The sequence below is a fragment of the Dehalobacter sp. genome, assembly GCA_023667845.1.
Classification (GTDB): domain Bacteria; phylum Bacillota; class Desulfitobacteriia; order Desulfitobacteriales; family Syntrophobotulaceae; genus Dehalobacter.
On sequence record JAMPIU010000143.1, the window covers coordinates 128,266 to 144,136 of the forward strand.

The 15,871-nt window shown below is 46.2% G+C and carries 15 protein-coding genes; 14 read left to right on the forward strand and 1 reads right to left on the reverse strand.

The window, feature by feature from the left end:
• Positions 1 to 7: 7 nt before the first annotated feature.
• The gene (locus tag NC238_11455; GenBank protein MCM1566534.1) at positions 8 to 1,333 is read left to right on the forward strand and encodes a bifunctional folylpolyglutamate synthase/dihydrofolate synthase; all 1,326 of its coding nucleotides are present in this window, start codon (positions 8 to 10) and stop codon (positions 1,331 to 1,333) included.
• Here the strand turns inward: NC238_11455 and NC238_11460 are convergent.
• Complete coding sequence (locus NC238_11460) at positions 1,324 to 2,223, reverse strand: diguanylate cyclase (protein MCM1566535.1); 900 nt, start codon at positions 2,221 to 2,223, stop codon at positions 1,324 to 1,326. The two genes, NC238_11455 and NC238_11460, sit on opposite strands and share 10 nt — an antisense overlap.
• Positions 2,224 to 2,398: 175 nt before the next feature.
• Between NC238_11460 and NC238_11465 the strand changes: the two genes are divergently transcribed.
• The 13 genes from NC238_11465 to NC238_11525 all read left to right on the forward strand — a co-directional run bounded on the left by NC238_11465 (position 2,399) and on the right by NC238_11525 (position 15,807).
• Positions 2,399 to 3,106, forward strand: a complete 708-nt coding sequence (locus NC238_11465) for an SPOR domain-containing protein (GenBank protein MCM1566536.1) — start codon at positions 2,399 to 2,401, stop codon at positions 3,104 to 3,106.
• Positions 3,107 to 3,236: 130 nt separating this feature from the next.
• On the forward strand, positions 3,237 to 3,869 hold the full coding sequence (locus tag NC238_11470; protein ID MCM1566537.1) for a redox-sensing transcriptional repressor Rex: 633 nt from the start codon (positions 3,237 to 3,239) through the stop codon (positions 3,867 to 3,869).
• Between the two features lie 183 nt (positions 3,870 to 4,052).
• Complete coding sequence (cimA, locus tag NC238_11475) at positions 4,053 to 5,654, forward strand: citramalate synthase (GenBank protein ID MCM1566538.1); 1,602 nt, start codon at positions 4,053 to 4,055, stop codon at positions 5,652 to 5,654.
• A 223-nt stretch (positions 5,655 to 5,877) separates the two neighbouring features.
• Entirely contained in the window at positions 5,878 to 6,483 is a 606-nt protein-coding gene (locus NC238_11480; GenBank protein ID MCM1566539.1) for a Maf family protein, read from the forward strand.
• Between the two features lie 29 nt (positions 6,484 to 6,512).
• Positions 6,513 to 7,196, forward strand: a complete 684-nt coding sequence (gene radC / locus NC238_11485; protein ID MCM1566540.1) for a DNA repair protein RadC — start codon at positions 6,513 to 6,515, stop codon at positions 7,194 to 7,196.
• Positions 7,197 to 7,403: 207 nt separating this feature from the next.
• Positions 7,404 to 8,444: a rod shape-determining protein gene (locus tag NC238_11490; protein ID MCM1566541.1), complete on the forward strand. Its 1,041-nt coding sequence runs from the start codon at positions 7,404 to 7,406 to the stop codon at positions 8,442 to 8,444.
• Positions 8,445 to 8,462: 18 nt separating this feature from the next.
• Positions 8,463 to 9,329, forward strand: a complete 867-nt coding sequence (gene mreC, locus NC238_11495; protein ID MCM1566542.1) for a rod shape-determining protein MreC — start codon at positions 8,463 to 8,465, stop codon at positions 9,327 to 9,329.
• Positions 9,326 to 9,841, forward strand: a complete 516-nt coding sequence (gene mreD / locus NC238_11500; GenBank protein ID MCM1566543.1) for a rod shape-determining protein MreD — start codon at positions 9,326 to 9,328, stop codon at positions 9,839 to 9,841. Before mreC ends, mreD begins: the two co-directional genes overlap by 4 nt.
• 39 nt (positions 9,842 to 9,880) lie before the next feature.
• Entirely contained in the window at positions 9,881 to 11,959 is a 2,079-nt protein-coding gene (gene mrdA, locus NC238_11505) for a penicillin-binding protein 2 (GenBank protein MCM1566544.1), read from the forward strand.
• A 236-nt stretch (positions 11,960 to 12,195) separates the two neighbouring features.
• Positions 12,196 to 12,990, forward strand: a complete 795-nt coding sequence (minD, locus tag NC238_11510) for a septum site-determining protein MinD (GenBank protein ID MCM1566545.1) — start codon at positions 12,196 to 12,198, stop codon at positions 12,988 to 12,990.
• A 26-nt stretch (positions 12,991 to 13,016) separates the two neighbouring features.
• Positions 13,017 to 13,307 carry a cell division topological specificity factor MinE gene (gene minE / locus NC238_11515; GenBank protein MCM1566546.1) on the forward strand — a complete coding sequence of 97 codons (291 nt, stop codon included), beginning with the start codon at positions 13,017 to 13,019 and terminating at the stop codon, positions 13,305 to 13,307.
• 419 nt (positions 13,308 to 13,726) lie between these two features.
• The gene (gene rodA / locus NC238_11520) at positions 13,727 to 14,899 is read left to right on the forward strand and encodes a rod shape-determining protein RodA (protein MCM1566547.1); all 1,173 of its coding nucleotides are present in this window, start codon (positions 13,727 to 13,729) and stop codon (positions 14,897 to 14,899) included.
• A 158-nt stretch (positions 14,900 to 15,057) separates the two neighbouring features.
• Positions 15,058 to 15,807 carry a peptidoglycan DD-metalloendopeptidase family protein gene (locus NC238_11525; protein MCM1566548.1) on the forward strand — a complete coding sequence of 250 codons (750 nt, stop codon included), beginning with the start codon at positions 15,058 to 15,060 and terminating at the stop codon, positions 15,805 to 15,807.
• Positions 15,808 to 15,871: the final 64 nt, after the last annotated feature.

The following is a 15,871-nucleotide window of genomic DNA, read 5'->3' on the forward strand; positions in this document are numbered from 1 at the left end:
AAGGATAATGACGGAATACGAAAAGACATTGGAATATATTAAGAATCTGACGAAGTTCGGCATTAACCTCGGACTGGAGCGGATCAAGGCTTTGCTGGATCGTCTGGACCACCCGGAAAAGAAATTGAAAGTGATTCATATCGGCGGCACCAACGGGAAGGGATCGACGACGGCAATGCTTCAGTCGATTATGAAGCAGGCCGGTTATCGCGCGGGAATGTTTACATCCCCCCACCTTCATGATTTCCGGGAAAGAATCACGATCAACGGAGAGATGATCTCGCCGGAAGATGTGGTTTCAGGGATCAATAAGCTAAAACCCCATCTGGAGGAAATGGTGAGTCTCGGGATTGAACATCCGACTGAATTTGAAGTCTGTACGGCGCTGGCCCTGTGTTATTTTGCTGAAAGACAACCCGATCTGGTCCTTCTGGAGGTTGGTCTCGGCGGTGAAATTGATTCCACCAACGTCGTTACTCCTTTAATATCTGTGCTGACCAGTATTGGCATGGATCATATGGATTATCTTGGAGATACGCTTCAAGCAATTACTGGGGTAAAGGCCGGCATTATTAAGGATGGCGTTCCAGTGGTCACTTCCTCGGACAAGCCGGAAGTTCTGAAGGTCATCGAGGAACGGGCTGCCCAAAAAGGATCCAGAATGATTGAGGTAGGCCGCGATGTACATTGGCGGCACCCGGGTGATGGTTCGCAGCGTTTTGGCTATGAAGGCTTGTGCTGGTCTTATCCGGACCTGGAGCTCGCGCTTCTTGGGGAACATCAGTTTACCAATGCAGCGGCTGCGCTAGCTGTCTGTGAAGTATTAGTTGAAACGTATTCCCTGGATATATCTGAAAGTGCTGTCAGGGAAGGTCTCAAAGCAGTCCGCTGGCCGGGCAGGCTGGAACTCTTGCTGCGGAATCCGAGAGTTCTTCTGGACGGGGCACATAATGCCGATGGGATGATGTCTCTGGCTAAGGCGCTGCAGCAGTACGCCGGCGGACCTTTGAGAAGAAACAGGCTGTTGCTTTGTCTTGGCATGCTCAGGGACAAAGAAATAGAAAAAGCCGTTGAGATTATCGCACCGCTGGCCGATAAAATCATCGTGACCAAGCCGGATTCCCCAAGGGCTGGTGACTGGGAGTATGTAGCCAGAATCGCGGAGAAGTATCTAACGCAGGAAAACGTATTGACGGTTGAAGATCCTGCGGGAGCGGTAAGAAAAGGGCTTGAAATAATGAAGCCGGGTGATCTGCTTTGTGTCACCGGCTCCTTGTACATGATCTCCGGGGTAAGAAAATTTTTGCTGGATCATTATACGCATCAAGAATAATCCCACTTCACGCAATTTCTGCCGTGTTTTTTTGCTTGGTACAAGCAGGCATCGGCTTTTTCCAATATGCTATGACAGTATTCGTAATTGGCCGGTATCATACTGTATCCGCCCACACTGACGGTCAGAGCAGCGTGGCTGCCGGCGGGATTGTTGAACAGTTGGGATATACTGACATGGTAACGTATTTTTTCGGCGATTTCACTTCCGGCAGCCGCATCCGTATCCGGAAGAATCACGACAAATTCCTCTCCGCCATACCTGGCCACAAATTCGTGAGGTTCATTCAAGCATGAGCGGATGATCTGGGCAACTTTAACAAGCGCTTCATCGCCTTTGGAGTGCCCATGCTGGTCGTTGAATTTCTTAAAGAAATCAACATCAATCATGATCAGCGAAAGCGGACGCTTGTTGGTGGCTGCAAAGCCAAATTCGGCAGCAAGTTTTTCTTCGAAAAATCGCCGGTTTGGGATCTCGGTAAGACCATCCAGGTGAGACATTCTTTCCAAGAGTTTTTGCTGATGGATGAACCGTAAAGTGTTCTTGACCCGGGCCTGAATGATTGTTGGCTTAAAAGGTTTGGTGATATAATCTACAGCACCCAAATTAAACCCTTTTTCTTCATCTTCAATGGAGTCAAGGCTTGTCAGGAAAATAACGGGGATGTTCCTGGTCCGTTCATCGTATTTTAGCTGTCTGAGAACTTCATAACCATCCATTTCTGGCATTACGATATCCAGCAGGATCAGGTCAGGAGAGCACCTTCTTAGCAATTCCAGGGCTTGTCTGCCGTTTCTGGCAGAGAGAAACTGATATTCAGCTAAAGTTTTTTTAAGAAAAATAAGATTAAAGTCCTGATCATCCACTGCAAGAATCAAATATTCTTCCATATCGGCATATCCTTCCTTATTGGGATACTTATTTTTCCAGGAAATATTATAACATATTATGGAACTAAAATTTATTTTTATTTGCACAATATTTAAGCGCTGATTATATTACCATGTACTAATTATTGCAGCTCCTTCATATGATCGGAATAGAATGATTTGAAGGAGTTGCCTGATGGGAAAAAAATATAGATCAGGTGTTTTGATTTCAATTATAATGGTAATACTAGGATTATCTGCTGTCGGCTGGTTTGTATGGTATACTGGAAAGATGTTTGTCGGGCTTGTTTCCTCAGAGACCGCCGTTACCTCAGAAAACCCGTCAGAAACAAACAGTGAGATTCTCAACTTGCCAGAAATCAAACTTTGGACCTGTCAAATCGGTGTTTATAAGGATAAAGAAAATGCCGAAGCATTGCTGCAGAATTTGCATAACAAGGGCTGGCAGGCCGTGATCATCAGTAAGGAGCCTTATCAGGTTGCGGTGGGTGCCTTTGGCTCCGATGAAGAGGCGCTTTTTTGTTACCAGGGCTTATTGGAAAACGGTATTGATTCATGGGTCAGGGAAGTGACGTATCCTGCTTTGCACTATAAGGTCAGCGGCAGCGAAACGGAAACGGTTCTGGAAATCCTCGAGCTGGCGAATTCATTATGTGCAGGTCTTGGACAAGACAATGGTCAAACTGATGCCGCAGAGAAAATTCAGGATGTTAAAGACAGCGATTATCCGGAAGATTTCAGGCATTTGCAGGATAATTTGAGCGCCCTTAATGCTTCCCTGGATGGACAGGGGAATCTTCAATATAAGTATAATCAGCAGCTTCTTCAAGTCTTTGCTGAGTATAAAAGGGTTACTTACAAGTATTTTGAACAGAATCCCTGATTATTTTGGGTAGGGTCAAAAAACATGATTAAACAGTAATATCTTGCATTTCCTTCGGTTTAATTGCATTTTCTTTAGGTAGTGATATAATTAACTTATCTTTGAAGTAGACGAAATGGGGGATTTGGATTTGAAAACCTTGAAAATTCCTGAAGCAACGATTATACGGCTTTCCGTATATTCTCGTTATTTGACAGAGATAGACCGCAAAGGAATCATAACGATTTCTTCAGGTGATATTGCTGAAGGAGTAGGCGTAAGTCCTGCTCAGGTTCGTAAAGACCTTGCTTATTTTGGGGAGTTTGGGATTCGCGGAGTAGGTTACAATGTCAAAGACTTGCATAAAAATATTCTTCGGATCATGGGTCTCAGCAATGAGTGGAGCGTCTGCCTCGTAGGATTGGGCAACCTCGGACTGGCCCTGAGTACGTATAAGGGTTTTAAAGAACGCGGATTTTCGATTATTAATATTTTTGACAATGATCCCCAAAAAACTGGGATGAAGATTAACGATATCGAAGTATTGCCGATTGAAACGATGGAAGAAGTCGTCGCCCAAAACCAGATTCAGATCGGGGCAATAACTGTCCCTGCGTCTGCGGCCCAGGAAATTGCCGATAAACTTGTTAAAGGCGGAGTCCAGGCCATTTTGAATTTTGCACCTGTGGTTTTAAATGTTCCTCCCACTGTGGAACTCAGAAATGTGGATTTGTCTGTAAACCTTGAAGTGCTGACATTTAATCTGGGCGGGAAAATGGCATAGAACCTAGAATCGATCATTTGTATATGAAGGAAGGTATTCCAGATACGCTAACGCTGGATGCCTTCTTTTTCTGTTCTAAAATGGATTAAGGCTTTATTAATTTTGTATTTACAGGTAAAATAAGTTATTAAACATTTTTAAGCAATTTATCAGATGCACAGAGAGCTTTTGGGAGGGAAGAGAATGGCAGACAAGCGTATTTCAATTTACGACACGACGCTGAGGGACGGAGCTCAGGGAGAAGGCGTTCACTTCTCAGCCAAAGATAAACTTTTCTATATGCAGAAAATGATTGAAGCCGGCATCGACTATGTGGAAGCCGGCTGGCCGGGTGCGAATCCCAAAGATGATGAGTTTTACCGTACGATGGCCTCCTGGGCGGATTCTGCCGAAAATCAGGACTGGCGTTTGCGGACGAGGGTCGTTGCATTCGGCAGCACTTGCAGGGTCGGCGAATCTCCGGAGAAAAGTGATTCATTGAACGGACTGATTGCTTCAGGAGCGAATACCCTGACGATTTTTGGGAAGACATGGAAACTTCATGTTGAAACGGTCTTAAGAACAAGCCCACAGGAAAACTTAAGAATCATCAGAGAATCTGTTGAATATCTTGTGAAAGCCGGCAAGGAAGTCTTCTTTGATGCAGAACACTATTTTGACGGTTGGCAGGACGACCCTGCATTTGCGTTAAGCTGTCTGGAAGCCGCCATGCTTGGTGGAGCGAAAGGACTTGTCCTCTGTGACACGAATGGCGGTACCTATACCAGGGAGATCACGAACGGGGTGCAGATTGTCAGGCAGGAGCTTTTCCCTGCCATACTTGGTATTCATACTCACAATGATGGAGGGCTGGCTGTCGTAAATACGCTGGCGGCTGTTGAGGCAGGAGTGAATCAGATCCAGGGAACCTGGAACGGCTTCGGGGAACGTTGCGGCAATGCGAATTTAAGCACACTGATACCCTGGTTGCAGCTGAAATTAGGCTATCAACTGCTTGAACCTGAGGTTCTGCACAATATTTCTTATTTAAGCAGGTATGTGGCGGAACTCGCCAATTATCCGTTTGATGAGAAACAGCCGTTTGTGGGCAGAAGCGCTTTTGCTCATAAAGCGGGTATGCATGTCGATGCGGTCATGAAGAATAACAAAACCTTTGAGCACATTGACCCTGCTTCGGTCGGGAATGAACGCCGGGTTCTGATCTCCGATCAATCCGGAAAAGCAAATTTGTGTTTGAAAATGCGCCGGTTCAAACCTGAGATTGAAAAAGATGATCCGCTCGTGGAACAGGCGATGGAAAGAATTAAGAATGCCGAAAACGAAGGATTCCAGTATGAGACGGCAGAGGGAAGCCTGGATCTGCTATTACTGGAGATCCTCGGCAAATACGAACAGCCGTTTACACTCGAAGATTATCACGTTTGGAGTGATCCGCTGCGCGGTGAGCTTGACTCTGTAGCGGTTGTGAAAGTGCAGGTCGGAGACAAGCAGGTTCATATTGCAGCCGAGGGAGACGGGCCGGTTCATGCGCTTGACCAAGCTCTCAGAAGCACTTTGGGTGCCTTTTTCCCGGCTATTGAAGAGAGTGAGCTGACGGACTATAAAGTTAGGGTTCTTGACGGTTCCCGGGGCACAGGTTCAGTTGTCCGGGTTGTGGTTGAAACAAAGCATGGCGTCAATACTTGGGGAACGATCGGGGTATCCAGCAATATTATTAAGGCCAGCGCCAAAGCGCTGCTTGATGCGCTCTATCTGGTTATCTTGAGCTCTCAGGGCAAGGCATAGGCTTTTGCATTTTTGTCGTAAAAGTGTCAATACACGCTGGACTTGTCAAAAAAAGGGAATAGTGCTAGACTGATAGAAGACTTAACAGCCGGGGGACGATAACCCGGCTTGTTAATATTATTCTTCCGTAAGGGCCGTATGATTACTTGATCTTTTTGGGCAGGTCTGCGTGCCACAAGTTTGTAAGCATTATCATAGCTTACATTGATTAAGGGTGTGACAGATGATGTTGGTTTTGGCTTCGGCTTCGCCGCGGAGGCGTGAGCTTCTGGAGGAATGGGGATATGACTTCAGACTTGTCAGCACTCCGGTCGACGAGTATCTTCCGCCAGATGTTTGGCCTGAGACAGGCGTACAGGGTCTTGCCAGACGCAAGGCGCTTTCCGGATTTGAAGCGTGGCTTGATTTAAGTGGTTCGGCTGATGATTTGGTTTTAGGCGCCGATACCATTGTGGTGCTGGACCATATTGTGCTCGGAAAGCCTGCTGACGAGGAGGAAGCGGAACGAATGCTTCTTAACTTAAGCGGAAAAACCCACCGGGTAATGACCGCGATTGCGTTAGCCGCAATGGACAAGGTTCGTCAGCAGATCAGCGTGGAGACTGCTGTTGAGATTACAACTGTGTCTTTTCGGGAGCTGAAGGTTCAGCAAATCAAGGATTATATTACGACAGGGGAACCGATGGATAAAGCAGCCGCTTACGGGATTCAGGGCGGAGCTGCCGGGTTTGTGACAGCAGTCAGCGGTTCCTGGTCGAATGTGGTCGGACTGCCGATGGAGCTTCTGGTGCGAAAGCTTGAGGATAAGGGGATTTCCCCTAAAAAATAAAAGATACCTTGAAGCATGAGGGAAAAGGGATGAATTACCGCCGGCTAAAGGACTTGCCTGAAGATTTAAAACCAAGGGAACGTCTTCATCAGCATGGTCCGGAAAACCTGTCCACCAAAGAAATACTGGCGATACTGCTGAGGACCGGTTCAAGAGGGGAAAATGTCCTGGAACTATCTGAACGAATCTTGACGGAAACGGGCGGACTGACTGGCCTGGCCAGATTATCCGTTGATGAATTAAAACAGGTTCACGGCATAGGGCCGGCCAAAGCGGCTCAAGTCAAGGCAGCCTTGGAAATCGGCAAACGGAGTGTCTGCGCTGATCCTATGTCACGCCCGGTGATCAACACGCCATCAGACGCGGCCGATCTGGTCATGGAGGAGATGCGGAAGCTCGACCGGGAACACTTCAGGATCATACACTTAAGCACCCGAAACAATGTACTGGGTATAAGTCCTGTATCGGTCGGGTCTCTCAATTCATCCATTGTGCATCCCAGGGAGTGTTTTAAGGATGCCATCCGGCGTAACACGAATACAATTATTTTGCTGCATAATCATCCGAGCGGCGATCCTTCGCCCAGCAGGGAAGACCTTGATATTACCAAAAGGCTTGCCGAAGGCGGAAAAATATTAGGGATTGAGGTATTGGATCATATCATCATCGGGGATAAAAAGTATGTCAGCCTGAAAGAACAGGGGATCATCTAGCCCGACCTTTAGCCTAACAATACCACTGTCGAAAGATGACCACAAATATAAAAAAATATTGAAAAATAGGAAATATTCATTAATTTGATGCAAAAAAATGATATAATAAAACGATGCCATAGCAATACGAAATATGGTATGAAAAATTCCACTTTGTGGGAGACTGAGAAAAGACTGCCAGGCATCACTTGAAATTTGAAATGATTTATCTTGAAGGGAGATTTACAAAACATGGTTTTTTCCAAGGACCTCGGAATCGATCTGGGAACCGCCAATACCCTTGTACATATGAAAGGCAAAGGAATCATAGTACGGGAGCCTTCAGTGGTTGCTATGGATATAGAGAAGAATGAGCCTCTGGCGGTTGGAGACAGAGCCAAGGAGATGATCGGAAGAACTCCGGGAAATATTGTTGCAATCAGACCGTTGAAAGACGGCGTAATCTCGGATTTCAATGTTACTCAAAAAATGCTTAAATATTTTATCAACAGGGCTTTAGGATCAAAATTCTTATTTGCGCGGCCCCGGGTCGTCATTTGTGTGCCATCCGGAGTTACCGCAGTTGAAAAAAGAGCTGTCAAGGAAGCAGCTCTTGCAGCCGGAGCAAAAGATCCGATCATTATGGAAGAGCCGATGGCTGCCGCCATCGGAGCAGGTCTGCCCGTGAGCGATCCTACCGGGAATATGATTGTCGATATCGGCGGAGGCACAACTGAAGTCGCCGTGATCTCGATGGGAGGCATCGTTACAGCCGGCTCGATCCGGGTAGCCGGAGATGAGATGGATGATGCCATTATTGCGTATATCAAGAAAACTTATAACCTCTCCGTCGGTTATCAGTCGGCTGAGAACATCAAAATGGAGATCGGAGCGGCCTATATGCCGGAAAAAGGTTTGACGTATGCCATCAAAGGACGCGATCTCCTGACAGGTCTCCCCAAGAACGTTGAGATTACTTCCGAAGAAATTGTTGAAGCCTTAAATGAGCCGGTAAATGCTATCGTTGATGCGGTAAAGAACTGCCTTGAGAAAACGCCTCCGGAACTGGCGGCAGATATCATGGACAGAGGCATTATTATGGCGGGAGGCGGATCACTGTTAAGAAATCTGGACAGGCTAATTGCCGATCAGACAGGGATACCCGTCCACCTTGCTGAGGACCCGCTTTCCTGTGTTGCACTGGGTACCGGTAAAGTGCTTGAGAATGAGGAAATTCTAAGAAGGATTGCCGCTATGCAGAAGAATTAAAAGCGGGAGGAGAAATCGGTGGGGAAAAAAATAAATCCCATGGGTATAGCCGTTCTCGTTTTTGCTGTTCTGCTGATCACTTTGACGACGATCCATTTGACCGGACTCGGCAGTCAGTCTCCGAACCCTGTCGGGAACGCCATGCAAAGAGTACTTTCACCGATAGAAAGTGCGATTTGGAATCTGGGAGATGGGATTAAAGATAATTTTCGGGCGATTTTCAGTTTTCGGACTGTCAAAGCAGAAAATGAGGAACTTCGTAAACAGGTAGAAACGCTCACGGGAGACAATCTTCAGCTCAAACAACAGGTACTGGCTGCCCTGCGCTATCAGGAACTTGATGCTGTTTTTCAAAGTCCCTCGCTGGAGAACTATGAGAAAATTGGTGCCACCATTATAAACCGTAATCCTTCAGCCTGGTATCAGACAGTCACCGTCAATAAAGGCAGTGATCACGGCGTAAAAGTGGATGATCCTGTTGTTGCCAATTTGGGTCTGGTCGGGAAAGTCATTTCTGTAACCCCGAAGACCTCGGATGTTTTACTGCTACTCGACGGAGAGGGACAGGTTGGCGCCTTTGCCAGGGGTAATAAAGGTGAGGCGATTTTTGGGATTGTCAAAGGTACGTATAAGAAAAACACCAGGCTGAATTCCTCAGGAGAACTCGAAATGAATTTCCGGCAGGACGATGAAGTCAATGCAGGAGATTTGGTATATACTTCGGGTTTAGGAGAGGTCTATCCTAAGGACATTCCGATTGGTGTTGTTACCGAGATTAAAATTGATGCGAAAGGCTTGCTGAAAGTAGCCTCGATCGAACCCATTGTTGATTTTGATTCTCTGGAGGAAGTCTATGTAGTGAGCATTCCGGAGGGCAGTCGATGAAACGTTTTATCGTAATGTTACTGATTCTTATTGTCTGTCTCATCCTCCCGGGGACAATCTTCCATTATTGGTCATGGGCCGGCATAAAACCTGATTTGGCCATGCTCTGGGTTATTTATATCGCTCTGCATCACCGGCCGGCTCAGGGAATTGTGTATGGGTTTGTGATCGGCCTGATTGTGGATTTCTATCTCGGAAGGTATATCGGACTCTATGCGATCATTTTAGCTGTGGTTGCACTGCTGATCAGTATGCTTCAGCAGCGCTGGTACAGAGAAAACATTCCCCTTACCATGGTGCTCGTCTTTATCGTAACGGTTCTTGGGCAGACCCTGATGGCCTTGATTGCAACCACCGCTGGACTTAACTGGTACCTCGGCGATGCCGTAAAGGTCATTCTGGGCATTTCTTTCTACAACTGCCTATTGGTTCCGCTTACCTATCCCTTCGTCCACAAGTCTTTTACAGAAGGAATTTTGCAGCCTAAAAAGAAGATCGAACAACAATTATAGTGTTGGTTAAACATGATTGCTTAATAGGAGATGAACACGATGGAAGAAAGGGAGAGACAACCTTATCAGAGACGATTAACCGGGCTTAGTGTGGTTGTCGTCCTTCTTTTTTTAATTTTAGGATTTAATCTGTGGTGGCTGCAGATTGCCAAAGCCTCTTATTATTCGGACCTGGCGGCCGGTAATGTGATGAAAACGGTCACGACGTCCGCGGTCCGCGGAGAGATTGTGGACAGCAACAATATCGTTTTGGCCCAAAGCGTGCCGAGGTTTGCGCTGACCCTGGACTGGACGGACCTGCAGAAAGTGAACACCAACTGGAAAGATGTTGTTGCTAACCTCGCAGAATATATTAAACCGTACTGGCCTTATCCAAACCAATCGGTAGAATTGATTACCGAGGATCTTTTGGTGATGATTCGTAACCAGCAGTGGAAGAGCTACAAGACGGTTGTCATTCTGGAAGATATACCGAAAGAACTACAGGCGATTATCGCCGAGCACAGCAATGAGCTGCCCGGCGTCAGCATTGAACCGATAGCGGAAAGGGTTTATCCGCAAAAGACACTGCTTGGTCAGATCTTGGGCTATGTTAGGGAAATAAGCGAGAGTGAAATTGAACAATTCAATGAGCAGGCAGAGTCCAATGATGACGAATATCGCTACACGCAGGGTGACCTTGTAGGGAAAATGGGCGTGGAAAAAAGTTACGATACCTGGCTGCGCGGCAGTCATGGCGTAGAAATTGTCAGCGTCGACGGCAACGCGAGACCGATCGACAAAGAAACGCTCCAGGAAGCCCAGGCAGGTTGTACCCTGCAGCTGACCATCGACAGCAAGATGCAGCGTGTCGTGGAGAACGAACTGGACAGAGTGATCAAGGATATTCAGAAGACCCATCCCGATGCCCAGGCCGGCGCGGCGGTAGTCATCGATGTTAATACAGGCAAAATACTGGCCATGGCTTCCCGTCCTTTCATGGATCCGAATGACCTAATCGGGAAAATTTCGGAGGAAACTGCTCAAAAGTATTTCAGCAGTGAAGATGCCGCGTCATTCAACCGGGCGCTGACCGGTACGTATCCACCCGGCTCAACGTTTAAGATGATTACCGCCATGGCCGCTCTGGAAGCAGGCGTAGTTACCCCGGATGATGCGTTTGACGATAGGCTGTCTTCCCTGGGCTCACCAGAAGTACAGAGCGCAGGTGTTGCTGAATGGGGCAACAACTATTTTCGCATGGTGAACCTTTACAGCGGTCTTGCCCACTCCTCAAATATCTATTTCCAGATTGTCGGACGGCGGGTTTTCGAGAAAGATCCGGAGCTGATTAAGAAAATCGCCAATGAATTTGGTTTGGGGGTTACTAGCGGTGTAGATTTACCGTATGAAGCGGAAGGAAATGTGCCTTCCCCGGCCTGGAAGAAATCTTATTATAAACCCTACTACGATAAAAAGAGAGAAGAAAAACTTCAGGAAATTGGGGATAAATATGCGCAGCTTCTGGCCAGTGCAAAAGATCAGGATGAGAAAAATAAGCTTCAGCATGATAAAGAAGATGAAATTGCTCAGGCCGAACAGGAATATAAAAATAACATTAATGAGTATGTAAACTGGCGGTTGTACGACAGTTATAACAGTTCGATTGGTCAAGGTGCAAACCACTATTCAATTCTTCAGATGGCTAACTATGTCGCGACCATTGTCAATGGCGGAAAACATTACAAGCCCTATGTTGTGGACAAAATTCTTGACCCTGTGACCGGGAAAGTCGTCCAGCAGAACCAGCCGGAAGTTCTAAACGAAGTTTCTGTTTCCCAACAAAATATTGAAACGATCAAAAAAGCAATGTCGGAAGTAACGAGCGGTGAGGGGACAGCGGCCTGGCTTTTCAGAGATATACCGGAGTTCACCGGCGGCGGCAAGACCGGTACGGCCCAGATCGGTTCGAAGGGAACATCCAAAGAAGAAGCTTATAACGGGATGTTTATCGCGTTTGCACCGTATGACAATCCTCGGATCGCATTTGCCGGCGTGGTGGAATATGGCGGACACGGCAGTGAAACATCGGGTTATGTCGCGAAAGCAGCATTTAAATATTATTTTGGCTGGAAATAGTCATATAAATAAGAAATACCGGGGAATTTGATCCTCGGTTTTTTCTCTTTACGAAAGGAAAAGCAAAAGGGATTGTAGAATCTTCTTACACAGAAACAGATCAAAGCTTACGCTGGGCTAACAAGGTACTGGTTGAAATTCTGAAGAGGGGATTTATTTTTTACTTAGCAATGGTAAATTATAACTAAAATGTAAGACAATGCATTAACCATTTATGATGAAAGGCAGGCTTGGTTATGGGTGAAACAATTGTAGTAACTTCAGGGAAAGGTGGCGTAGGAAAAACTACTACAACAGCAAATTTGGGGACAGCCCTGGCTTTTGCCGGATTTAAAGTTGTATTGGTCGACACGGATATCGGCCTTCGCAATCTTGATGTTGTTATGGGCCTCGAGAATAGGATCGTCTATGATATTGTCGATGTTACAAGCGGCAGCTGCAGGATCAAACAAGCACTTATTAAGGACAAGCGGTTCAACAGCCTGCATTTGCTTCCGGCTGCTCAGACGAAAGACAAAACAGCAGTAAGCCCCGATGAGATGGAGGTTCTCTGCGAAGAGCTCCGTGAAGAATTTGATTATACGCTGATCGATTGTCCGGCTGGGATTGAGCAGGGCTTTTACAATGCAATCGCCGGTGCGGACAAAGCAATTGTCGTTACGACGCCGGAGGTCAGTGCAGTCCGCGATGCCGACAGAATTATCGGACTATTGGAAAGTTCGGATCTGCGTAATCCAAAACTAATTATTAACAGAATCAGACCACGGATGGTTAAACAAGGGGACATGATGGACATTGAGGATATCGTTGATATCTTGGCTATTGATCTTCTCGGTGTGGTACCGGAGGACGAGAAGATTATTGTATCGACCAACAGAGGAGAGCCCGCAGTCATGGACGGCGTTTCCAAAGCGGGCGAAGCTTACCGGAGGATTGCACAGAGGGTAAGAGGCGAAGAAGTCCCATTAATGAACCTGGATGTATCGAATTCCCTGATGGATAAACTGAAAAATTTAGTTGGCATACGCTAGCCCTGCACTGGGGGGAGGTAATTATGTTGTGGGAATTATTATATCGTGTGCTGGGCAAGGACAATTCCGGAAGCCGTAGTCAGGCCAAAGATCGGCTGCGGCTGGTTCTGGTTCATGACCGTGCCACGATATCGCCCTACCTGATGAATCGCTTAAAAGAAGATCTGGTCAAGGTGATATCAAATTATATGGTGATTAACGAAGAGGGATTGGAGGTATACCTGAATCAAGATGAGAAGGAAGTCGCGCTGATGGCCAGTGTTCCTGTAAAGAAAATTAGAAGGGACTATATGGAGAGAACACAGTCGATTTCGTGAGTAAACTGCTCAAGTCAAACAAAAAGGAAGCATTAAGCTTCTTTTTTTGTGAACAAGACTTTACATGGGTGTATCGGAACTTGAAGTTTAGGATTGATTTACAACAATTTTAAGACGTAAAGTCCAAGGGTTTTTGGAAACGAATCCAGGAACTCTTCTTATTTTGATGGTTAGCCTCCAACCAGGCCTGTCCCAAAATCGACACCAGTGTCGATTTTGAATGCGCATTCGAATTTGGGACAGGCCATCTATATGAGGTTTGTCACACTCGTAAGCCTGAACGGTTGGAGTTGGGCCAGTATGAAGATTTTCAACGCATTTTACTAAGAAAAAACCCTTTACTTGTCAAGTTATCATTGTGAATGAAGATATCTGTGATATAATCTTGGTTAGCAGTCTATATATGGAGTATTTCAGATATGATAAAGGAAAGAGATTGGAATTCTATCAGAGGTCTCGATCTTGGAATGGTCCTGGCAGTTGTGCTGCTTTTAGGGGCGAGCCTGCTGATCTTAAGCACGGCTTCCATTAATGTTATGGCGTCAGACCCGTATCATTATGTGAAAACTCAGGTGGTCTGGATCGCTACAGGAATTGTTCTTACAGTCATTGTTGCGTTTACTGATTATGAAAACTATAAAAAGATTGGTATCTGGATCTACGCTTTCAATATATTCCTGCTTCTTCTCGTTTTTGCTTTTGGTTCTGAAGCGAAGGGTGCGCAGCGCTGGATACCTATCACCTCTACGCAAAGCATTCAGCCCTCGGAATTTGCCAAAGTGCTGCTGATTGTTACGTTTGCCAGCTTTCTCAATGAGAGGGAAGGAAAGCTGAATAATGTAAAGGATTTTATTCTACCCCTGCTGTTTGTACTGCCGCCTACTTTATTAATATTTCTTCAGCCTGATTTGGGGACTGCGATGGTGTTCGGGGCGATTTTCATTGGAATGATGTTTGTTGCCGGAGCGAATCCGATTAAATTTGGGGCGGTGATTGTCGGCTGCATTGGGGCGGCCGTTGGTGCTGTTGCATTGCACTTAGCCACGAACCTTCCCGGACCGCTGAAATTTCTGGAAGGATTGCCGTTGCCTTTGAAAGATTATCAGATTAACCGGTTTATTGCTTTTCTGGATCCCGCCAAGGATACTTCAGGGGATGGATATCATGTTATTCAGTCGGTTTGGGCCATAGGTTCCGGAGGCATTTGGGGCAAAGGGTACCAGCAAGGCACCCAGGCCCAGTATAATTTTTTACCTGAGCATCATACAGACTTTATTTTTTCAGTTGTGGGCGAGGAATTTGGCTTTATCGGAACATCGATACTGTTGTTTATATTCTGCATCCTGCTTTTGCGGATGGTTACCGTAGCCACCAAATCGAGAGACAGGTACGGGGTACTGATTGTCTCCGGAGTCGTATCAATGATTGTTTTCCATGTTTTCATCAATGTTGGGATGGCTTCAGGAATCATGCCTGTCACCGGAATTCCTCTGCCGTTTATTACTTCCGGCGGCAGCTCGATGTGGGCAAATATGCTCGCGGTCGGGCTGGTCTTAAGCGTAAGTCTCAGAGGAGAACGACGAATGTTCTGACACCTTCAATGACAAAAGTTAACAAGCCATTATTCGAATCTGTAAAGAAATTTGTAAAAGAACATTTTCGTCAGGAAGATGTTCTTTTTTGCGTATTTGTTCATATTCTTTATTAGGGTTGTCTCCCTGAAGGAAAACCTTTATAAGGCGGTGGATGAATGGATCCGTTTGAGCGCTGGGATGACTGGGAATTTGAAAAGGCTGCCCGGGAGATCGGACGTGGTTATAGGGATGATCAGGAATATGTCAGGAGCAACTGGAAAGATCGTCGGACTTATTTTAATGAAAAAACTTCCGGAGGTCTTTTGGCCGGTTGGAACGGCAGTCAGAAAAGAGTACTTCTTTCGGCTTTTTTGTTTTTAACGATTGTTTTCAGTGCCAGCGGAGAGGACCTTGTTTCCAAAGGCGTCTATGCTGTTTATCAAGGCGGTATGAGCAGTGGAAATATCTATGTGGCACTAAACACGATGGCAAAAGAAGCAATAGGCCTTCAGAACTCTGAAAGCCTGCCGGTGAATTCTGTAAAAGAAGAGATTTTTTATCCACCTGTAGCCGGAGCTGTCAAGGTAGCGTTTGAGAGCAAAAATGAGGATGGGACGATCAGCAGCGGCATTGAAATTGAAAGTGCGCTGGGGACTGCTGTGCTCTGCCCCCAGGAAGGAGTTGTACTCGAAGTCAGTGAAAATGAAAAATTCGGAAAAGTGATACGGATCAACTTTGGCAATGGCTGGGAGGGCCTTTTGGGGAATTTTGGCGATATTAATGTTGAACGGGGTGAACCTGTTTCGATGGGAAAAAAATTGGGGACAGTCGGAGTCAGCTCAGCACGGGAAAAACCCTGGCTCTACCTAGAACTGCAAAAAGACGGTCAGCCGGTCGACCCCTTGACATACCTAATTCAGAACTAGTATATAAATTCAAAAATTCCGATTGTACTTAGTACTTTTAATCGATCTGCCAGGGATGGGGAGA